The sequence below is a fragment of the Pseudomonas sp. DNDY-54 genome, assembly GCF_019880365.1.
Taxonomy (GTDB): Bacteria; Pseudomonadota; Gammaproteobacteria; order Pseudomonadales; family Pseudomonadaceae; genus Stutzerimonas; species Stutzerimonas stutzeri_P.
In genome coordinates this window covers 1695586-1714835 of record NZ_CP082271.1, presented here as the reverse complement: position 1 = coordinate 1714835, position 19250 = coordinate 1695586, and the positions used below count along the sequence as shown (strand labels likewise).

The following is a 19250-nucleotide window of genomic DNA, read 5'->3' as shown; positions in this document are numbered from 1 at the left end:
TATCGCTCGTAGAGCGTGAACTGGGCCATTCGATGGCGGAACTCCGCGTTAAAGCAATGCTAGAACTACCTGTAGATGCCCAGGCTTCTGCAGCTTCGCTCGTTCGAGAGCCTGGTGCTCCTGATAGACTTGCATCGCATGTCTTGCGCGCTGGAGCGATGTTGCACCGACACAGCTCTTCTGGCTCTGCGGGCCGCCAACGAGGACGCCTCTCAGACGGGGTAAAGTTGTGCCCGTGGCGTTACCATCGACCAGCAACCCGCTCGCACCCCGTTGACCTACACATTCACCAGACTCAGCCCATTACATGATGACGTTCCCCTCAAGCCCAGAAAATACGAGGCCTTCAGTCATTAGGCGATTTAGCGTCGCACCGATGATGGATTGGACCGATAGGCATTGCAGGTATTTTCTGCGCCAGCTGTCCCGACATGCGCTGTTGTATACCGAGATGGTCACCACCGGCGCCCTGCTGAATGGCGATGCAGAGCGTTTCCTCCGGCACGACGAGGCGGAGCACCCGCTGGCCTTGCAACTTGGCGGGAGCGTACCGGGCGAGCTCGCTGCGTGCGCAAAGATGGCCGAAGCGGCAGGCTATGACGAAGTGAACCTCAACGTCGGCTGCCCCAGCGACCGCGTGCAGAACAACATGATCGGCGCCTGCCTCATGGCCCACCCAGCGTTGGTGGCTGATTGCATAAAAGCAATGCGCGATGCCGTCGGGATTGACGTGACCGTCAAACACCGGATCGGTATCAACGGCCGTGAGAGCTATGCCGAACTGTGCGATTTCGTAGGTCAGGTTCGCGAAACGGGCTGCCGCAGTTTCACCGTTCACGCCCGCATTGCGATCCTCGAAGGGCTCTCACCGAAGGAGAATCGTGAGGTTCCGCCCCTGCGCTACGACGTCGCGGGGTGCTTGAAGCGCGATTTCCCTGATCTCGAGATCATTCTTAACGGCGGTATCAAGACACTGGATGAGTGCGAAGCACACCTACAGCACTTCGACGGCGTCATGCTCGGGCGCGAGGCTTATCACAATCCGTACCTGCTTTCTCAGGTAGATGCCAGACTGTTTGGCAGCAAGGAACCCGTGATCAGCCGCGCCGAGACGTTGCAGCGGATGCGGCCGTATATCCAGCGGCATCTGGAAGCCGGAGGGTCGATGCATCACATCACACGTCATATGCTGGGCCTCGGCCAGGGTTTCCCTGGCGCGCGCCGCTTTCGCCAGTTGCTCTCGGTCGATATCCATAAAACCAAAGACCCGCTTGCTCTTCTGGATCAGGCAGGCAGCCTGCTAGAAGGACGCTGATAGTATTCGAGCAGGAACACCAGGGATCATTTTCAATCCAACTGCAGTCCGCCCGGACCTGCCGCTCGTTGAGCGGTCCGGTCGCCACGGGTGAGGTCAGTCAATAAGAGGATAGAGCGCCCCATGACATCCAAGCTGGAACAACTCAAGCAGTACACCACGGTGGTTGCCGATACCGGCGACCTTGATGCCATTGCCCGTCTCCAACCGGTTGATGCCACGACCAACCCATCGCTGCTGCTCAAGGCCGCCGCCCTTCCCCGCTATGCCGAGCATCTGCAGGCGGCGATGTCGGAATGTCAGGGCGACATCGGGCTAGGCTGCGATCTGTTCGCGGTCGCTGTTGGGCAGGAGATTCTTAAGCTGATCCCCGGGCGGATATCCACCGAGGTCGACGCCCGGCTGTCGTTCGATGCGCAGGCGATGGTTCAGCGTGGCGAGCGTTTGATCGGACTCTATGAACAGGCAGGCGTGGCGCGGGACCGTGTGCTGATCAAACTTGCTTCCACGTGGGAAGGTATTCGGGCAGCCGAGCAACTCGAGAAGTCAGGTATCCAGACCAACCTGACGCTGCTGTTCTCCTTCACCCAGGCGGTGGCGTGCGCCGACGCCGGTGTGTTCCTGATTTCACCCTTCGTGGGGCGCATCTATGACTGGTACAAAAAGCATGAAGGCCGCGACTTCGTTGGCGACGAAGATCCAGGCGTCCAATCGGTTAGCCGCATCTACGACTACTACAAGGCGAACGGTTTCGGCACGGTAGTGATGGGCGCAAGCTTCCGCAACATCGGGCAGATCGAGGCCCTCGCAGGCTGTGATCGACTGACGATCAGTCCCGAACTGTTGGGCGAGCTGACCAACATGCAAGGCCCGCTGGAACGCAAGCTGTCACCGGGTCGTGCGTCCGAACCGAGGGTTTCGATGGACGAAGTCAGCTTCCGCTGGGGGCTGAACGAGGATGCCATGGCGACCGAAAAACTCGCGGAAGGCATCCGCCAGTTCGCACGAGATCAGGAAAAGCTGGAAGCATTGCTGCCCACCAAGCTGTAGTCAGGAGCGTTCCAGCGCAGTCACGAGGTCACGAAAGGCCTCGCGGTTGGATTCATTGAGGCTCATCAGAATACGGTGAGCTTCAAGGACTTTTGTTTTCACCACTTCTTCGGACTGATCCTGGCTCGGCAGGTCCGACAACTTCTCAGGCGAGGGCAGCGGCTGGTCGACAATATTGAAGACCTGATCGAAACCCATCGATTGCAACAGGCGCGTGATATCCGCGTGGGTGGTAACCAAGGTGGGCAACATGCCGATCTTCTGCCGGGACAGAATCGAAAGCTTGGCCAGAAGCCCCAGCGTTGTGCTGTCGATGCTGCGGCTCTCAGTGAGGTCAATCACGATCGCAGAGAAATTCAGCGATGAAAAAATCTTCTCGATCGTGGCGTCCAGCGCCGAGCATAACGTCAACCGAATTTCACCAACGAACTTGAGAACGAAGGTTCCATCCTGCTCAGCGAACTGGATTTTACCAGTGCTCATGCAAGGTTCCTGCTCAATACCAGCAACGCGATGTCATCAGGCATATCCTCTAGATCGGCAAGGCCCAGCACACGCTGAAGACCTTCCAGCGTACCGCCCGCCTCCGAAATCAAACCGGGCAGCCCGGCTTCCTTCTCTTTGAGGGTGTCGCCCGGCAAAAGGTCCAAAATGCCATCGGACAGCAGTGTCAGGCTGAAGGCAGCTGGCAACTCGATCTCATAATTATCGTAGGTGGCTTCGACGAACAGGCCAACCGGCAAGCCCTTACCTTCTAAATACCTCGCTGAACCGCCGGTATAAATGACTGGCATCGGAAGGTGACCACCGATGCTGTAATGCAGCACATTGCGTTCCTGATCGATCACGCCACCGAGCATGGTGACGTGCTTGCCTAACTTGCAATTGATCAGCCCACGATTGATGTGATCGAGCACCTCGGATGGCTTGAAGGGCCGCAACGCCCCACCCCGACGCGATTCGTACAGCAGGCGCGTCGTCATAAACTTCAGCAGGACGGTGACAAACGCCGATGAGGCGCCATGACCGGATACATCGGCCAGATAAAAGCCAATGCGATGTTCGTCGACGCGGAAGTAGTCGACGAAATCCCCCGAGAGATAGAGAGACGGGATGATTTGATGCGCGAACTGAAAGTCGTCCAGGGTGCAGGGCGTCACCGGCAACATATTCATCTGCACCTGGCGACCCGCGTCTTGATCCTCCTGCAACAGATGCAGACTGGCCTGCAAATCCCGGTTGGCTGTTTCGAGTTGCTCACGATAACGCCGGTTCTCGAGACGCAGACGTGAACGATCAAGCGCACGACGGACGGAATGCTCGAGCATTGCCAGGTCTTCGAGGGGTTTGATCAGGTAATCAGCCGCACCCAAGCGCAGGGCTTCGACGGCATCGCTCATCACACCGGCCCCGGAGACAACAATGACGGGAAGGTCGACCTGGCGCTCACTGACGAGCCTGATCAGCTCCAAACCATCCATCTGAGGCATGCGCAGGTCGCAAATCACCAGATCAGGATGCTCGGCATCAAACAGCTCCATGCCACGCGGTCCGTTAGGTGCCTGCAGAACCTTGAAACCACTGTCATCCAGATAGGCGGCCAGACTGGCTCGTACCACATCGTCGTCATCTATGATCAGCAGCGTCGCGCTTGGGTTGTGCATGTTCCTACCAGGCGGTATCGCCAGGATGATTGGCGAAAGCATCGGCCCCGCGCGAACGCTGGGCAAGGGATCGTTTCAAGGCGCAGACGGTACTCCCATACGATCTGCGTTTCAAGCCGGGCGCTGCCGCTCCGTCTGAGCTTTACAGGCTGAATTGCCGGGGGCTATAAGTGCTGACACAACCAAAACTCGAAGGACCAAATAATGACCCAGAGAGACCGGGATTACAGCGAAAAACGCGATTTCATCCGAATGCAGATCGAAACGGCGATCACCCTTACACAGGGCGATGAGCAGTTTCCGGCGACCTGCCTTGACCTGTCGAGCACGGGGATGCAGGTGATCGCAGCCACCAACCTGCAAATGGGCGACAAGGTACGGGTACACATCCCTTCTGAACACAACGAACTGAAAGGTCTCGAAGCGGATACCGAGGTGGTACGGGTCGGGACACATGAAGACGGCCGACAGAGCCTTGGGCTGGCCATACTGTCAATGAACTAGCCACCTTCGGACTACGCGTTGCGCCGCTAAACGAGGCAACGCCCAGCACACCGGCCCTGCCCTCTTGCGTTACGAGGGCAGGGTTCGCTTCAGTCAGAAATCGTCTTCGACCTGACCGTCTTGGGTGCGGAATTCCCGATTCTGCAGATAGGCGTTACGTACGAAAATGTACTTATCGCCGGTGATCATTTTTTCAGCGGACAGTAGGCCGGCACGCAAGTCGACGATATTGACTGCTCGTGTCACGTTACGGGTCGGTATGTGGTCCATGTGAGGATATGGCTGCAGGAAGGAATCCGGCACACGCCCCGCGGCATCGCGAACGGTACTTGGCCCCAGTAACGGCAACACGACGTAAGGCCCGCTGCCCAGCCCCCATGCGCCTAGCGTCTGGCCGAAATCCTCGTCGTTCTTCTGCAGGCCCATTCGGGTTGCCACATCAAAGAAGCCCAGAACGCCAAAGGTAGTGTTGAAAAGAATGCGGCTGGTATCGATACCGGCGTCGCGGACCTTGCCTTGCAGCAGATCGTTGGTCAGCACAACGACATCGCCAAGGTTGCTGAACACATTACCAATGCCGTCTTCCAGAAAGTTAGGCGTGACCTTCTGATAGCCCTGCGCGAGTGGCTTGAGCGTATAGGTGTCCACTTTGTCGTTGAATTCAAACACGACGCGGTTGACGCCTTCCCAAGGGTCTTCCTCTGCAGCCTGCAATGACGAAGCGCCAAACACTGTCAGCGCTGCAACGAGCGAGACCCTGAAGTATCCGATCCAATCCTTGCCGATTACGTGCATTGCAGCCTTCCCCTTATCCGAATGGTGGCGTCTGCCCATCAAAGCGCAGCAGTATAAATCCATTCGAGCGCTTTCCGGCAGCGGGCAGACATGTGGATAGCGCCGAACTTCGCTGCCCCCCGCCGTCTCAAAGAAAAAGGACAAGTCCAGAGCACTGGTTTACCCTTCTTCGAACTCAGCGTTGGCGAATCCGCCGTCGGAAACACACTACAGAGGGATGCAATATGCCGGAACATGATCTGCAGTCGCAGCTTGCTGAGTTGCGTAGTCAACTGGCCCAGGACGCTCCGCTGACCGAAGAGGAGCGCGCATCGCTGCAGGCGATAGCCCAAGATATCGAGCTTCGTTTGGCGAACGAGGGGATGGTCGAGCAAAACGATTCGCTGGTTGATGGCGTCAACTTGGCGGTAGAGCGTTTTGAGGTCAGCCATCCAAACACGGCGATGACCTTGCGCAACATCATGCAGACTCTCGCAAATATGGGCATTTAAGCGTAAACCCAGCAGCCCGCCTGAATCCGCGCAGAGCGTCCGTCACCGGACGCTCTCTACGCTCGGCTTTCTACTGCCGAACCAGTCGCCCGTTGTCGGGCGAGACGAACTCGGTACTGCGGTACGGGTTGATATCCAGCCCACCGCGTCGCACGTAACGCGCATGAACGCTCAGCCTCTCCGGATTTAGCAGCCGCTGCAGGTCAAGGAATATGCGCTCGACGCATTGCTCGTGAAAGTCAGCGTGCTGGCGGAAGCTCACCAGATAGGTAAGCAAACTGCCGTGGTCCAGCGCGGCGCCTCGGTAGTCAATCACTACAGTGCCCCAATCGGGCTGACCGGTAACGGGGCAGTTCGATTTCAGCAGGTTGCTGTAGATGCACTCTTCCATCTGACGGCCCGGATCGGCGCTCAGCAGATCTGCACGCGGCAGGTCATAGTGCTCGATGGTGACGTCGAGCTCGTCGATGCAAACACCCTCGACGGGCTTGATTCCCTCCTCCGCAACCTCGCTTAGCATCCGCAGGCGGACACCAACCGCCTTACCCGCCGCAGCAGACAGATCGCGGGTCATCACAGCCACGAGCGCCTCGCGGCTCTCGAATATCGACTGGTTCAGCGAGTTCAGATAGAGCTTGAAGGACTTGGATTCAATGATGTTGGGCGAGTCGGCGGGAATGCTGAATTCACCGATGGCCACCACCGGCTTGCCGGACGGCAGCAGCCAAGACAGCTCATAGCAGTTCCAGATATCGACACCCGTGTAAGGCAAGGTGTCGGCCGTCAGCCCCAGCTCGACCCACTTCGGAGCGCGCGGGATGGAAAACAACTGCTCGGGACTGTACGTCGCGACATAGGCGCTGGATTTGCCCAGCGGGGATAGTTCGGCGGGGTGCTGCATGGCGGGAACCTGTGCAAAAAACGACCGCAAGTGTATCGGTTCCCAACCCATTTATCATGGCCCAGCCGCTATACCACCCGAGCGGTTAGCTATTCAAGGCGGAGTTACTGCCGCATGCCACGACCACTTTTGAGCAACCGGATGCACCAGAGATACATCACTATGGCCGCCACGGCCATAAAGCTGATGGCGATGCCGATACGAATATCCGATACCCCCAAAATGCCATAGCGGAACGCGTTGACCATGTGCAGGATCGGGTTGGCAAGCGACAAGGTCTGCCAGAATGGCGACAGCAGATTGATCGAGTAGAACACGCCGCCCAGGTAGGTCAACGGAGTGAGTACGAAGGTCGGGATGATCGAAATGTCATCGAAGTTACGCGCGAACACCGCATTGATGAAGCCGCCCAGCGCGAAGATCGTTGAGGTCAACGTGATCACCAGCAGCGTGACGCCCAGGTGATGCACCTGCAGATCGGTGAAGAACATCGATAGCAGCGTCACGATGAACGCAACCGCCAACCCGCGGGTAATGCCCCCGAGGGCGAAGCCGATCAGAATCACGTGCGGTGACACCGGCGACACCAGCAGTTCCTCGATGGAGCGCTGAAATTTGCTGCTGAAAAAGCTGGAGACCACGTTGCTATAGGAGTTGGTGATCACCGACATCATGATCAGCCCCGGCACGATGTACTCCATGTAGGTGAAGCCATCCATCTCGCCGATCCGCGCGCCGATCAGATTTCCGAAGATGACGAAGTACAGGACCATGGTGATGGCCGGGGGCAGCAACGTCTGCGGCCAGATGCGTGTATAGCGGCGGATCTCACGGTGGACGATGGTCTGCAACGCCACAAGATTGGGCCGGAATTCAGCGTTCATTTGGCCCCCTGCGGCAGGTTGTTTTCCACCATCGAAACGAACAGTTCTTCAAGGCGATTGGTCTTGTTACGAAGGCTCAACACCTCGATACCCTGCGCCGAAAGCATGCGGAACAAGTCGGTTACGCCTTGGCTCTTGTCCACCTGAACTTCCAGTGTGTGATGGTCAACCAGCCGCGCCGGATAGCTGCCCAGCTCCGGCGGCACCAGCTGCGACTCCTTTAGATCGAGCAAGAAGGTCTCGACATGCAGCTGCTTGAGCAATTCGCGCATGCTGGTGTTCTTCACGATCTGGCCGTGATCGATGATGCCGATGTTCCGGCACAGTTGCTCAGCCTCCTCCAGATAGTGTGTGGTGAGGATGATCGTGATGCCCTCACGGTTCAGTTCGGTGAGGAACGACCACATCGAGCGACGCAGTTCGATGTCCACGCCCGCAGTGGGCTCGTCGAGGATCAGCAGTCGCGGCCGGTGAATCAGCGCGCGCGCAATCATCAGGCGCCGCTTCATACCGCCGGACAGCATGCGGGAAGAAACATCGCGCTTGTCCCACAACCCCAGCTGGTTGAGGTATTGCTCGGCACGCTCCTTGGCGATCTTCGCCGGGATGCCGTAATAGCCAGCTTGGGTGACCAGAATGTCGAAGGCTTTCTCGAACTGATTGAAGTTGAATTCCTGCGGCACAACGCCCAGGCAGCGCTTCAATCCGGACGGGTCGCGATCAAGGTCATGGCCGAACACATTGACCGAGCCGCCCGTCTTGTTCACCAGGGTCGAGAGAATGCCGATGGTGGTGGATTTGCCAGCGCCGTTCGGGCCCAGCAACGCAAAGAAATCGCCTTCAGCCACATCCAGGTCGATGCCCTTGAGGGCCTCGAAGCCGTTTCCGTAAACCTTGGTCAACTGCCGAATGGACAGAGCAGTAGTCATATAAGAATGCACACAACGCGGAGAGATTCAGAGTAGATAAGGGCACGCTGATGCAATTGCAACGCCGAAATGAAAACCGGGGCTGGTGGCTAATGCGCACCCCAATGAAATAAACATGATGACCCAAAACAGTCACTTTCGAACTCGCTTGTTCTGGTCCGGTCATTATCTGAAACCAAACGCGTCTTCCTGTCCCTTCACCCCGCCCGCCTCGGAGCCTATGCTCAAGAAGGACGCCATTCGACCAACAAGGAAAACTACATGACCCTGCTCTGGCTGCTCGTGTTACTGATCGGCATCGCGCTGATTGCTCATCTACGCGTTTCCCCCGTTCCCGCGCTGGCCATAGTTGCGGCCTATCTCGTGCTCATGGGCTCTGCCTACGAAACGCCAACCTGGCTGATGGTAATCCTCTGGCTGATGCTGATTGCCGTCGCGGTGCCGCTGCTGGTCGCCGACCTGCGCATCAAGCATTTCAGCGGTCCGATGTTCGATTGGTTCAAGAAGGTTCTGCCGCCGATTTCAAGCACTGAGCGTGATGCCATCGACGCTGGCACGGTCTGGTGGGATGGGCAGCTTTTCAGCGGCAAACCGGATTGGGACGTCCTGCTCGGCTACCCCAAAGCCACCCTGACCGCTGAAGAACAAGCCTTCGTCGATGGTCCGACCGAAACCCTTTGTTCCATGGTCAACGACTGGGATATCGGCCAGCGCATGGATCTGCCCCAGGAAGCTTGGGACTACATCAAAGCAGAAGGTTTCTTCGCGCTGATCATTCCCAAGGAATTCGGCGGCAAGGGTTTTTCAGCCTATGCCCACTCCCAGGTCGTGATGAAGCTCGCCACCCGCAGCGGCGACCTTGCTACCACCGTCATGGTGCCTAACTCCCTCGGCCCGGCCGAACTGCTGATGCATTACGGCACGGACGAACAGCGCAACCATTATCTGCCGCGCCTAGCCAATGGCACTGACATCCCCTGCTTTGCCCTGACCGGCCCCTATGCCGGTTCGGACGCTGGTGCGATGAACGACAGCGGCGTGATCTGTCGCGGCCAGTGGCAGGGCGAGGAAGTGCTTGGTCTGCGCCTGAACTGGGAAAAGCGCTACATCACCCTCGGCCCAGTCGCCACGCTGCTCGGCGTTGCGTTCAAGACCTACGACCCTGAGCACCTGCTGGGTGATGAGGAAGAACTGGGCATCAGCCTCGCATTGATTCCGACCGATACCGCCGGTGTCGAGATCGGCCGTCGTCATCTGCCGCTGGGCGCTGCATTCATGAACGGCCCGAACTGGGGCAAGGACGTGTTCGTGCCGCTCGAAGCCATCATCGGCGGGCGCGACATGATCGGCAAAGGCTGGATGATGCTGATGAACTGCCTTTCGGTCGGCCGCTCCATCTCACTACCGGCAACGGGCGCCAGTGCCGCCAAGGCCTGCAGCTATGTCAGCGGCCGCTATGCGCAGATCCGCGAGCAATTCAACGTGCCGCTCTCGGCATTCGAAGGCATTCAGGAACCGCTGGCGCGGATCGGCGGCAATGCCTGGCTCATGGATAGCGCGCGGATCCTGACCGCCAACGCGGTCGATCTGGGTGAAAAGCCTTCGGTGCTCTCGGCCATTTTGAAATACCACCTGACCGAACGCGGCCGGGAGTGCATCACCGACGCCATGGACATTCATGGCGGTAAAGGCATCATCATGGGGCCAAGCAACTACCTCGGCCGCCTGTGGTTGTCGGCACCCATTTCGATCACGGTGGAAGGCGCGAATATCCTTTCGCGCAACCTGATGATCTTTGGTCAGGGCGCGATCCGCTGCCATCCCTTCGTGCTTCGAGAAATGGAGCTGGTGCACGAGCCTGACCGCGATGCCGCGATCAAGAAGTTCGACACCTTGTTGATGCAGCACATTGGTTTTGCCGTCAGCAATACGGCCAGCACGCTGGTTCTCGGGCTCACGTTCGGCCTCTTGGGCAAGGCGCCCGGCAATGAGCTGACGCGCCCCTACTTCCGCGCTCTGGATCGCATCGCCGCGGCCTTCGCCATGCTTGCGGACCTGTCCATGATGCTGCTTGGCGGGGAGCTCAAGCGCCGCGAACGGCTCTCGGCGCGACTGGGCGACGTGCTCAGCCACCTCTATCTGGCCTCCGCCGCGCTCAAGCGCTATCACGACCTTGGCCACCCCGTCGGACAGGCGCCGCTGCTGCGCTGGGCATTGGAAGATTGCCTGTGCAAGGCCGAGCAAGCCCTGGCCGACACCCTGGCCAACTTCCCCAACCGTCTGCTTGGCGGCGTATTGCAGGTACTGGTGTTTCCCTTTGGCGCTCGCCACAAAGGGCCGTCGGATGAACTGGATGCCGAAGTCGCTGGCATTCTCGGCCGCCCGGAAGGCGATCCTGCCCTGGAGCAGATTCTAGAAGGTGTCTATCGCCCGCAGGGCACCGATGAAGCATTCGGCGCCTTGCGCGACGCGTTCGACACGCTGGCCGCCTCGCAGCCGCTGCAGAAGAAACTGCACAAGGCGCTCAAGAGCGGCGAACTCAAGCTAACCGCTGGCGAGGATCCGATCAGTGCAGCACTGGCCGCCGGGGTGTTCGATGCGGCCGAGGCTCAGCAACTCACCGCGGCCGAAGCGGCGCGGCGCAAGGTCATCAGTGTTGATGACTTCGGCAAGGAGGAGCTCGTGCTGGGCGAAGGTCGGATCCGCTGATCATAGGTAGTCGACACCAGTGACAAGTCACTGAACGCATCCGCCAACTGCTCCGCGCCACAACGCGGGACGGTTGGCGGATCACTTGAGCGGTGCAACGCCGTCTCGGGCCCTGACAACCCCTTCTCTATCCCCCAGAAGTGACAGCCTGACTGCCATCCGTCCTACGTACCGAACCCAGTCCAGGCACTCGAGTCAACTGGACACGCCCCAATCAACTCGTGCGCCTTTATAATCGCGCGCCCAAACGACTCAGGTGAACCATGGCCAATCCTTATCACGATCACAACCTGGCACTTCTGGCCCATCTGCGCGGCATCCTGCTTGCCATGGGTGAAACCGAACAGGTATCCGAAGAAAGCCATGCGCTTTTTCTCGAGCGGTTCGACGAACTGATCATGAACTTGAAAAACGTGCCGGAAGAGCGGCACATGGGCCAGGACATGATTTGCCAGGTCTTCCACCGCTACCCGCAAATCGCTCATCTGGTTCCGCGCGACCTGCTGTGGTACTTCGGCGGCGACTGCCTGCACTTCATGCCTGACGAGGAAATCGAGATCTTCCAGCGCCTGGAAGAGCGCCGCTACGAAGCCGAGGAAAACGAGGAGCCCTTCGACTGGAACATGGAGCGTCAGCTGATGAGCATGCCCGAAGAAGGGCCGCGTCACTGACAAGGCGCTTATTGGCGAAGCGCCTCTTTCAAGCGGTCGCGGCTGAAGCTTGGCCGCGCCGCTGACCACTAGCGTTGCTGATCGACAGGATCATGACGCGGCTCCAGAAAGCCACCGACAGGTGTGCCGGCGGCTCCAAGTGGTCAGGGTTGATTGGCCGCTTCGGCTGCCTTGATCAGATCGGCACCGATCTCGTTCTCGAACTTCTTCCACACCGGCTTCATTGCCTCGCGCCACTCCCCCACGCTGCTCAGCGGACAGTTCGATAATCTCGCTCTTGCCTGACTCGGCAATGGTGCGTTTGGCCTTCTGGTTCAGCTCATCCGCCTGGCGATTCACTTCCACCGTCACTTCTTCCACGATGCTCTGAAGCTCGCTGCGGACCTCATCCGGCAGCCCGCGCCAGAACTGGGTGTTGGTGATCACCATGTAATCGATCAAGCCATGATCCGACTCGGTGATGTACTTCTGCACCTCATGGACCTTCCGGCTTTCATAGTTCGACCAGGTGTTCTCAGTGCCGTTGACCACGCCGGTCTGCAGCCCCTGATAGACCTCCGCAAAGCTCATCTTTCGCGGGTTGGCACGCACGACTTTGAACTGCTCTTCAAGCACCTGAGAGGCCTGGACCCGAAACTTGAGGCCGCGGGCGTCCTTGGGTTCGCCCAGCGGCTTGTTCGCCGACATCTGCTTGGTCCCGTTGTGCCAATAGGCCAGACCGGTGATGTTCTTGTCTTCCATGGCGGTCAGCAACGCCTTGCCCTGCGGGCTGCTCTGGAAGCGGTCAGCCGCGGCGAGGTCGTCGAACAGGAACGGCAGATCGAATATTTGCACCGCCTTGGCGTAATGCTCGAATTTCGCCAGCGACGGCGCCAGCATGTGGACGTCGCCAATCAGCAGCGCTTCCATTTCCTTGCCGTCGCCGAACAGCGATGAGTTCGGATAGACCTCAACGACTACCTGACCCGGAAGTCGCTCTTCGGCAAGCTTCTTGAACATCAGGGCGCCCTGCCCCTTCGGCGTGTTGTCCGCTACCACATGGGAGAACTTGATGGTGATGGGCTCCGCCTGGGCGAACCCTACGATGGAGAAAGAAAGCGCGCAGGCGAGCGCCTTGAGCTTGTGACTCAGCATGGAAGTACCCTCTTGTTTTTGTCGGTTGGTACGTTTCGCGGGCAAGCGTTGCGGTCAGGGCACCGATTGCCCGGCACGTTGCAGCAGGCGACGGGCGCGACCGATGACGGGGGCATCGATCATCTGTCCGTCCACCACGAAGACCCCTTCGCCGGACGCGCCGGCATCGCGGACGCGTTGCGCCCAGGCCAGCTCGTCAGCGCTGGGCATCAGCGTTTCATGCACCCCAGCGACCTGGCTGGGGTGGATACACAGCAAGCCGCCGAAACCCATGTCGCGGGCGTCGGCAACAGTCTGGGCAAGGCCGTGCAAGTTCTTGATATCGGGGAATACAGTGTCCAGCGGCAGCGCGAGGCCTGCCAGCCGTGACTGCAACAGCAATCCGTAGCGCGCCTGGTCGAGAATGCGCTCGGCCGCCGCGGTGCCGCTGGCAAGCCCCAGATCCAGACCGAGGTCCAGGGCCCCGAATGACAGCCGTTCGACGCCATCGGCATGGGCGATTTCCGCCAGATGAACCAAGCCACGGGCGCTCTCGATGATCGGCCAGACCGGCTTGCCAATGGCGGCTACGGCCTGCACCTGCTCCGCGCTTTCAGCCTTGGGCAGGAGCACGCCTATTACGCCCGGACGGGCTGCGCAAAGTTCAAGATCCTTAGCCTGTTCGCTATGCCCCGACGCGTTGATTCGCACCAAAATCTCGGCCTCCGGGTTCGCCCCGAGAAAGGCGTCGAGATGCCCACGGGCTTCGGCCTTCAAATTCTCGGCAACGGCATCCTCGAGATCGATGATCACCGCGTCGGCCCCTGAGGCCAGCGCCTTGGGGAACCGCTCGGGGCGGGTCGCCGGGACGAAGAGCGCCGTGCGGACAATGTGTGAATTCATGGCTTTACCTTCATGTCTGTTGGCTCATGCCGGAGCGACTTTGTTCGCGAACAGCGGCGCCGGATCGCCAGCAAGCTGGCTCCTATATGGCGGGAGCGGCGTTGCGATACGTTCTGGCGGATCACACCGCACCCTGTTCGTGCAGACGCTGGATGTCGGCGGCCCCGTATCCCAGCTCCGTCAACAGCGCATCGGTGTGCTGACCGAGCGCGGGGATGGGATCCATACGCGGCGCAAAAGCGCTGTTGCGCCCTGGCGGCAGCAGTGCCGGCAGCTGTCCGGCAGGGCTGCCGACCTCGCTCCAACGCTGGCGCGTCTTCAGTTGTGGATGCCCCCAGACGCCGGCCATGTCATTGACGTGGGCGTTGGCGATGGTGGCTGCGTCCAAGCGTTCGATAACGTCGTCAGCGCTCAGGCTGGCGAAGGTGTCGACGATAATCGCGCGCAGTGCCTCGCGGTTTTCCGACCGCTGCGAGTTGCTGCAGAAGCGTTCATCGCTGGCCAACGCAGGCTGGAAGAGCACGTTCTCGCAAAACAGCAGCCACTCGCGCTCGTTCTGCAGGCCTAGCATGACTGTGCCACCACCGCCTGTGGGAAACGGTCCGTAGGGATAGATGGTGGCGTGGGCAGCCCCGGCCCGAGGTGGCGGCGGCGCACCCTCATACGCGTAGTACATCGGGTAGCCCATCCACTCGACGAGGGCTTCCAGCATGGACACGTCGACACGACTGCCCTCGCCGGTCTTGTCGCGCAGCATCAGCGCCGAGAGCACGCCGGTATAGGCGTACATGCCGGCGGCAATATCGGCAATGGAGCAACCGGCTTTGGCCATCTCGGTTTCACCCGGCCCGCCGGTCACGGACAGGAAGCCGCCTTCACTCTGGATCAGCAGGTCGTACGCCTTCTTTTGCTCGTAGGGGCCGCCTTCGCCGTAGCCCGAAATGTCGCAGACGATCAGTCGCGGGAAGCGCGCGTGCAGAGCCTCGAAGGAAAGTCCCATGCGCGCCGCAGCGCCCGGTGCCAGGTTCTGCACCAGAACATCAGCCTTGCCCAAGAGCTGGTCGAGTACCTCACCGGCACGTTGCTGCTTCACGTCCAGGGTCAGGCTTTCCTTGGAGCGATTGGTCCAGACGAAATGCGAGGCCAGGCCGTCGACACGCTCGTCATAACCCCGGGCGAAATCACCGGAGCCGGGGCGCTCGATCTTGATCACCCGCGCGCCGAGATCCGCCAGCTGGCGCGTGCAAAACGGCGCGGCAATGGCGTGCTCGAGGCTGACCACGGTGATGCCGTCGAGCGGACGGGGTTTGGCTTGCATGTCGTTCATCTCAATTCCTGCACATTCGGTGTGGCGTGGAGAGCGGCAATGTCGTTTCCCATGCGTTTGTTCAAGTTCCTGCAACTCTGACGCTGTTCTGGTGGATGAGGCTTCGCCGTCATCCACCCTACGACCTGACCACCGCGATGTCATCGAGCACGCGAGGTTTGGCTTGGATCTTGTTCATGTTCGGTTCCTGCAAATCCGGCGTAGGGTGGAAAACGGCAACGCCTTTTCCACGCGTCTGTTCAAGGCTTTGCGACTCGGGCTGTTCAGGTGGATGAGGCTTCGCCGTCATCCACCCTACGATTCCGCTTCTTGTAGGGTGGGCTTCAGCCCATCGACGCTTGTTTATCAGTGGTGGGCTGAAGCCCACCCTGCGACCTGACCACCGCGATGCCATCGAGCGCGCGAGGTTTGGCTTGGGTCTTATTCATGTTCGGTTCCTGCAAATCTGGCGTAGGGTGGAAAACGGCAACGCCTTTTCCACGCGTCTGTTCAAGTCCCGCGACTCTGGCGCCGTGCTGGTGGATGAGGCTTCGCCGTCATCCACCCTACGATTCAGCTTCTTGTAGGGTGGGCTTCAGCCCACCGACGCTTGTTTATCAGTGGTGGGCTGAAGCCCACCCTACGACCTGACCACCGCAATGCCATCGAGCGCGCGAGGTTTGGCTTGGGCCTTATTCATGTTCGGTTCCTGCAAATCCGGCGTAGGGTGGAAAACGGCAACGCCTTTTCCACGCGTCTGTTCAAGTCCCGCGACTCTGGCGCCGTACTGGTGGATGAGGCTTCGCCGTCATCCACCCTACGTTTCAGGCCAGCGCGTCCAGCTGCTGCAGCTCGCGCAGGCGCCAGACCGTGTCGATCATCACGCCCGCCTCGTCATCGCTGCGCGCAGCGGAGAACTGCACCAGGCGGCGGAATTTGTCTTCCAGCTCGGCGCGGCTCAGGGTGTTGCCTGGGTCCCCCTTTGGCTCGTCGATGGCGCCGTGCAGTGTGCGGCCGTCGGCGGTGGTCACTTCGACGCGACCGAGCCAGCGCGCTGGGTAGGCACCGTCGACTTCAGGATCGAGGGTCATCGTCACCTTCTCGCGAAATGCGCCCACGCGCGGATTGCTGAGCGCATGGCTGTGGAATTCAGTCAGCCCGGCCTTGCCGTACAGCGCGATCAGGCCCAGCACGGTACCCATGGAAAACTTGGCCTGATGCACCGTCTGCGGCACGGTCACTCGGCCGAGCACGTCGATGGCGCCCTGGTGCACGCGGGTGACGACGCTGGCGATGTCATCCGCCTTCAGTCCTTCGCGCTGCATCAACGCCAGCAGTGCATCAGCGGCAGGATGAGTGTGCCGGCAGGAGGCGTGGAACTTGAAGGAGGTTTCCGCTAGCGCCCAGCGGGTACCGAGCCGGTCGGACAGCTTGCCCGGATCGGCATCGCTGGACATGCCGGCGGCCATGCCCTGCTCGCCTTCGAGGATGTCCTGCGCGCCGGTCAGGCCATCTGCGGTCAGGTACGCGGCGAGCAGACCATCAGCGGCCGCCTTGGCGGTGTGCAGCTGCTTGGAGTCTGCTGCGTCACGAAGAAACTCCCACAGTCCGGCGGACTGTGTACCGGCGCTCCCGAGCAGGTGGGTGAACTGATGCTGGTCGAAGTTCATCAGCTTTCCGACAGCCACTGCGGCGGCCAGGGTGCCGACCGTCGCCGTGGTGTGAAAGATGCGGTAATGCGAGCGGCCGAGGAACTCGCCGATGCGGATGCCCGCCTCGTAGCCGGCTACCGAGGCCACCAGCAGCTCGCGGCCGGACTTGCCGAGATCCTGCGCCGCCGCCAGCGCGGCAGGGAACACCACCGTGGCCGGGTGCAACACGGAGCTGTTATGCAGATCATCCTGCTCCACCAGATGTGAACTGGCGGCATTCACCAGCGCAGCGAAATAGGCCGAGCTGCTCTTGCCGTTCACCAGAATGCGTGCCGGTCCCTCGGCTGGGCCCATCCTCTGCGCGTAACGCTCGAACAGCGGAATCGGATGCGATCCGGCACTGGCCAGGGCCGAGCCGAGCCAGTCGAGAAACAGATCCTCGGTGCGGGCAAGCACGGGTTCCGGGATCTGCTCGTAGGCAAGCCCGGCAAGGAATTCGGTCAGGGCACGGGTGTGCTGGCTCATACGTTGGGCTCCAGCGGATTCTCTAACGGATTGGACAGTTCGATGAGGTTCTGGTCGGGGTCGCGCACATACACCGAGCGGATCGGGCCGGTGGCGCCGGTGCGTTGCACTGGGCCTTCGATGATGGCGACCTGCTGCGCCTGGAGATAGGCGATAACCTGCTCCAGCGGTGTGGCGACGATAAAGCAGAGGTCCGCCGAACCCGGCGTCGGCCGCTCAGCCTTGGGTTCGAACTCGTGCCCGGCCTGGTGCAAGTTGATCTTCTGATTGCCGAAGGCCAGCGCCTTGCGCCCTTCGCCGAAGGTCACCACCTGCATGCCGAGCACGCGGGTATAGAAGTCCACCGTCGTCTCGATGTCGGCGACGGTGAGGACCAGATGGTCGAGGTAATCGATTTGCATGTGTGCCTCCTATTGACGCCGACGTCTCAAAGCGCACGTGGATGTGCTTCGCGACATCCTCCCTACAAACCTGCCGTCGTAGAGTTAAAAACAGCGAAGCCTTTTCCACGCGTTTGCCCGAACCCTCGCCGTTGCATCGGCTGCCCGTTAAAAGGATCTCGGCAGCTCGAGCAAGTGCTCGGCCACGTACGACAGGATCAGGTTGGTGGAGATCGGCGCCACCTGGTACAGCCGGGTCTCGCGGAACTTGCGCTCGACGTCGTATTCGTTGGCGAAGCCGAAACCGCCGTGGGTCTGCAGGCAGGCGTTGGCGGCCTCCCAGCTGGCCTTGGCCGCCAGGTACTTGGCCATGTTGGCCGCCGCCCCGGCGTTGCGACCGGCGTCGTATTCCTCGCAGGCACGCCAGCGCATCAGGTCCGCCGCCTCGATCTCGATATGCGCTTCGGCGATGGGGAACTGCACACCCTGGTTCTGTCCGATGGGCCGGCCGAACACCACGCGGTCGCGGGCATAGGCGGCGGACTTCTCGACAAACCAGCGGCCATCGCCGATGCACTCGGCGGCGATCAGCGTGCGCTCGGCATTCAGACCGTCGAGGATGTAGCGAAAGCCCTTGCCCTCCTCGCCAATCAGGCTACTGGCGGGAATCTCCATGTTGTCGAAGAACAGCTCGTTGGTCTCGTGGTTGACCATGTTGGCGATCGGCTGCACGGTCAGGCCGTTGCCGATGGCTTCACGCAGATCGACCAGGAAGATCGACATGCCTTCGGACTTCTTCGTCACCTCGGCCAGCGGCGTGGTGCGCGCCAGCAGGATCATCAGGTCCGAATGCTGGATGCGCGAGATCCAAACCTTCTGCCCGTTGATGACGTACTTGTCGCCCTGGCGCACGGCGGTGGTCTTGATCTTGGTAGTGTCGGTACCGGTGGTCGGCTCGGTGACGCCCATGGATTGCAGGCGCAATTCGCCACTGGCCAGTTTCGGCAGGTAGTAGCGCTTCTGTTCTTCGCTGCCGTGTCTGAGCAGGGTGAACATGTTGTACATCTGCCCGTGGACGGTACCGGAATTGCCGCCGCAATGGTTCACTTCCTCAAGGATCACCGATGCTTCAGCCAGACCAAGACCCGAGCCGCCGTATTCCTCCGGAATCATCGCCGACAACCAGCCGGCTTCGGTCATGGCCGTGACGAAGGCTTCGGGAAAGCCCTTTTCCTCGTCGATCTTGCGCCAGTATTCGGCGGGAAACTCCGCACAGAGGGCGCGCACGCCTTCACGGATGAAATTGAGTTCTTCGTGCCTGGCGTCTTGGTAGTTGTGCTTCGTCGTCATCTCGATACGTTCTCGTTGTTAGAGAGGTCGCCCCTCACCCCAGCCCTCTCCCCAGAGGGGCGAGGGAGCTATCCGGTGTACGTCGGAAGTCATGCCTTGGCAGATGGC

General features: G+C 60.2%; 18 protein-coding genes and 1 pseudogene. 6 read left to right on the top strand and 13 right to left on the bottom strand.

The window, feature by feature from the left end; all coding sequences use genetic code 11:
- Positions 1–310: 310 nt before the first annotated feature.
- Both dusA and tal read left to right on the top strand, forming a co-directional pair.
- Complete coding sequence (gene dusA, locus K4O48_RS08100) at positions 311–1315, top strand: tRNA dihydrouridine(20/20a) synthase DusA (protein WP_222912036.1); 1005 nt, start codon at positions 311–313, stop codon at positions 1313–1315.
- Positions 1316–1438: 123 nt separating this feature from the next.
- A complete protein-coding gene (gene tal / locus K4O48_RS08095) occupies positions 1439–2365 on the top strand; it encodes a transaldolase (protein ID WP_222911510.1) in 927 nt (308 codons plus the stop codon).
- On the opposite strand, the gene rssC is transcribed toward tal, so the two are convergent.
- Complete coding sequence (gene rssC / locus K4O48_RS08090) at positions 2366–2848, bottom strand: anti-sigma factor antagonist RssC (RefSeq protein ID WP_222911509.1); 483 nt, start codon at positions 2846–2848, stop codon at positions 2366–2368.
- A complete protein-coding gene (gene rssB / locus K4O48_RS08085) occupies positions 2845–4029 on the bottom strand; it encodes a two-component system response regulator RssB (RefSeq protein WP_222911508.1) in 1185 nt (394 codons plus the stop codon). The genes rssC and rssB overlap by 4 nt, the downstream gene beginning before the upstream one ends.
- A gap of 204 nt (positions 4030–4233) precedes the next feature.
- On the opposite strand from rssB, the gene K4O48_RS08080 reads away from it, so the two are divergent.
- The gene (locus K4O48_RS08080) at positions 4234–4533 is read left to right on the top strand and encodes a PilZ domain-containing protein (protein WP_222911507.1); all 300 of its coding nucleotides are present in this window, start codon (positions 4234–4236) and stop codon (positions 4531–4533) included.
- Positions 4534–4626: 93 nt separating this feature from the next.
- Here the strand turns inward: K4O48_RS08080 and K4O48_RS08075 are convergent, their stop codons facing one another.
- Entirely contained in the window at positions 4627–5328 is a 702-nt protein-coding gene (locus tag K4O48_RS08075; RefSeq protein WP_222911506.1) for a VacJ family lipoprotein, read from the bottom strand.
- Positions 5329–5552: 224 nt separating this feature from the next.
- On the opposite strand from K4O48_RS08075, the gene K4O48_RS08070 reads away from it, so the two are divergent.
- The gene (locus tag K4O48_RS08070) at positions 5553–5819 is read left to right on the top strand and encodes a DUF4404 family protein (protein WP_222911505.1); all 267 of its coding nucleotides are present in this window, start codon (positions 5553–5555) and stop codon (positions 5817–5819) included.
- A gap of 70 nt (positions 5820–5889) precedes the next feature.
- On the opposite strand, the gene queF is transcribed toward K4O48_RS08070, so the two are convergent.
- From queF to K4O48_RS08055, 3 genes are all read right to left on the bottom strand, one after another.
- Positions 5890–6720 (bottom strand): NADPH-dependent 7-cyano-7-deazaguanine reductase QueF, encoded by an 831-nt coding sequence (gene queF / locus K4O48_RS08065; protein WP_222911504.1) that lies wholly within the window; start codon positions 6718–6720, stop codon positions 5890–5892.
- Positions 6721–6824: 104 nt separating this feature from the next.
- Positions 6825–7604 carry an ABC transporter permease gene (locus K4O48_RS08060; RefSeq protein ID WP_222911503.1) on the bottom strand — a complete coding sequence of 260 codons (780 nt, stop codon included), beginning with the start codon at positions 7602–7604 and terminating at the stop codon, positions 6825–6827.
- Positions 7601–8533 (bottom strand): ABC transporter ATP-binding protein, encoded by a 933-nt coding sequence (locus K4O48_RS08055; protein ID WP_222911502.1) that lies wholly within the window; start codon positions 8531–8533, stop codon positions 7601–7603. Before K4O48_RS08055 ends, K4O48_RS08060 begins: the two co-directional genes overlap by 4 nt.
- A gap of 261 nt (positions 8534–8794) precedes the next feature.
- Between K4O48_RS08055 and K4O48_RS08050 the strand changes: the two genes are divergently transcribed.
- On the top strand, positions 8795–11242 hold the full coding sequence (locus K4O48_RS08050; RefSeq protein ID WP_222911501.1) for an acyl-CoA dehydrogenase: 2448 nt from the start codon (positions 8795–8797) through the stop codon (positions 11240–11242).
- A gap of 263 nt (positions 11243–11505) precedes the next feature.
- A complete protein-coding gene (locus K4O48_RS08045; RefSeq protein ID WP_222911500.1) occupies positions 11506–11913 on the top strand; it encodes a PA2817 family protein in 408 nt (135 codons plus the stop codon).
- Positions 11914–12056: 143 nt separating this feature from the next.
- On the opposite strand, the pseudogene K4O48_RS08040 reads toward K4O48_RS08045, so the two are convergent.
- The 7 genes and pseudogenes from K4O48_RS08040 to K4O48_RS08010 all read right to left on the bottom strand — a co-directional run bounded on the left by K4O48_RS08040 (position 12057) and on the right by K4O48_RS08010 (position 19142).
- A pseudogene (locus K4O48_RS08040) lies at positions 12057–13047 on the bottom strand (TRAP transporter substrate-binding protein).
- Between the two features lie 54 nt (positions 13048–13101).
- The gene (locus tag K4O48_RS08035) at positions 13102–13929 is read right to left on the bottom strand and encodes an HpcH/HpaI aldolase/citrate lyase family protein (protein ID WP_222911499.1); all 828 of its coding nucleotides are present in this window, start codon (positions 13927–13929) and stop codon (positions 13102–13104) included.
- A gap of 121 nt (positions 13930–14050) precedes the next feature.
- Positions 14051–15256 carry a CaiB/BaiF CoA transferase family protein gene (locus K4O48_RS08030; protein ID WP_222911498.1) on the bottom strand — a complete coding sequence of 402 codons (1206 nt, stop codon included), beginning with the start codon at positions 15254–15256 and terminating at the stop codon, positions 14051–14053.
- Between the two features lie 118 nt (positions 15257–15374).
- Entirely contained in the window at positions 15375–15545 is a 171-nt protein-coding gene (locus K4O48_RS08025; RefSeq protein WP_222911497.1) for a hypothetical protein, read from the bottom strand.
- Positions 15546–16059: 514 nt separating this feature from the next.
- Positions 16060–17412, bottom strand: a complete 1353-nt coding sequence (locus K4O48_RS08020) for an MmgE/PrpD family protein (RefSeq protein ID WP_222911496.1) — start codon at positions 17410–17412, stop codon at positions 16060–16062.
- Positions 17409–17813: a VOC family protein gene (locus K4O48_RS08015; protein WP_222911495.1), complete on the bottom strand. Its 405-nt coding sequence runs from the start codon at positions 17811–17813 to the stop codon at positions 17409–17411. The genes K4O48_RS08020 and K4O48_RS08015 overlap by 4 nt, the downstream gene beginning before the upstream one ends.
- A gap of 147 nt (positions 17814–17960) precedes the next feature.
- Positions 17961–19142, bottom strand: a complete 1182-nt coding sequence (locus K4O48_RS08010; RefSeq protein ID WP_222911494.1) for an acyl-CoA dehydrogenase family protein — start codon at positions 19140–19142, stop codon at positions 17961–17963.
- Between the last annotated feature and the right edge of the window lie 108 nt (positions 19143–19250).

Coding starts and splice junctions, on each gene's coding strand:
- rssC (WP_222911509.1), bottom strand. CDS start 2,848: ATGAGCACTGGTAAAATCCAGTTCGCTGAGCAGGATGGAACCTTCGTT.
- K4O48_RS08075 (WP_222911506.1), bottom strand. CDS start 5,328: ATGCACGTAATCGGCAAGGATTGGATCGGATACTTCAGGGTCTCGCTC.
- K4O48_RS08025 (WP_222911497.1), bottom strand. CDS start 15,545: ATGACGGCGAAGCCTCATCCACCTGAACAGCCCGAGTCGCAAAGCCTT.
- K4O48_RS08035 (WP_222911499.1), bottom strand. CDS start 13,929: ATGAATTCACACATTGTCCGCACGGCGCTCTTCGTCCCGGCGACCCGC.
- dusA (WP_222912036.1), top strand. CDS start 311: ATGACGTTCCCCTCAAGCCCAGAAAATACGAGGCCTTCAGTCATTAGG.
- K4O48_RS08070 (WP_222911505.1), top strand. CDS start 5,553: ATGCCGGAACATGATCTGCAGTCGCAGCTTGCTGAGTTGCGTAGTCAA.
- K4O48_RS08045 (WP_222911500.1), top strand. CDS start 11,506: ATGGCCAATCCTTATCACGATCACAACCTGGCACTTCTGGCCCATCTG.
- K4O48_RS08020 (WP_222911496.1), bottom strand. CDS start 17,412: ATGAGCCAGCACACCCGTGCCCTGACCGAATTCCTTGCCGGGCTTGCC.
- K4O48_RS08050 (WP_222911501.1), top strand. CDS start 8,795: ATGACCCTGCTCTGGCTGCTCGTGTTACTGATCGGCATCGCGCTGATT.
- K4O48_RS08015 (WP_222911495.1), bottom strand. CDS start 17,813: ATGCAAATCGATTACCTCGACCATCTGGTCCTCACCGTCGCCGACATC.
- K4O48_RS08080 (WP_222911507.1), top strand. CDS start 4,234: ATGACCCAGAGAGACCGGGATTACAGCGAAAAACGCGATTTCATCCGA.
- tal (WP_222911510.1), top strand. CDS start 1,439: ATGACATCCAAGCTGGAACAACTCAAGCAGTACACCACGGTGGTTGCC.
- rssB (WP_222911508.1), bottom strand. CDS start 4,029: ATGCACAACCCAAGCGCGACGCTGCTGATCATAGATGACGACGATGTG.
- K4O48_RS08055 (WP_222911502.1), bottom strand. CDS start 8,533: ATGACTACTGCTCTGTCCATTCGGCAGTTGACCAAGGTTTACGGAAAC.
- K4O48_RS08010 (WP_222911494.1), bottom strand. CDS start 19,142: ATGACGACGAAGCACAACTACCAAGACGCCAGGCACGAAGAACTCAAT.
- queF (WP_222911504.1), bottom strand. CDS start 6,720: ATGCAGCACCCCGCCGAACTATCCCCGCTGGGCAAATCCAGCGCCTAT.
- K4O48_RS08060 (WP_222911503.1), bottom strand. CDS start 7,604: ATGAACGCTGAATTCCGGCCCAATCTTGTGGCGTTGCAGACCATCGTC.
- K4O48_RS08030 (WP_222911498.1), bottom strand. CDS start 15,256: ATGAACGACATGCAAGCCAAACCCCGTCCGCTCGACGGCATCACCGTG.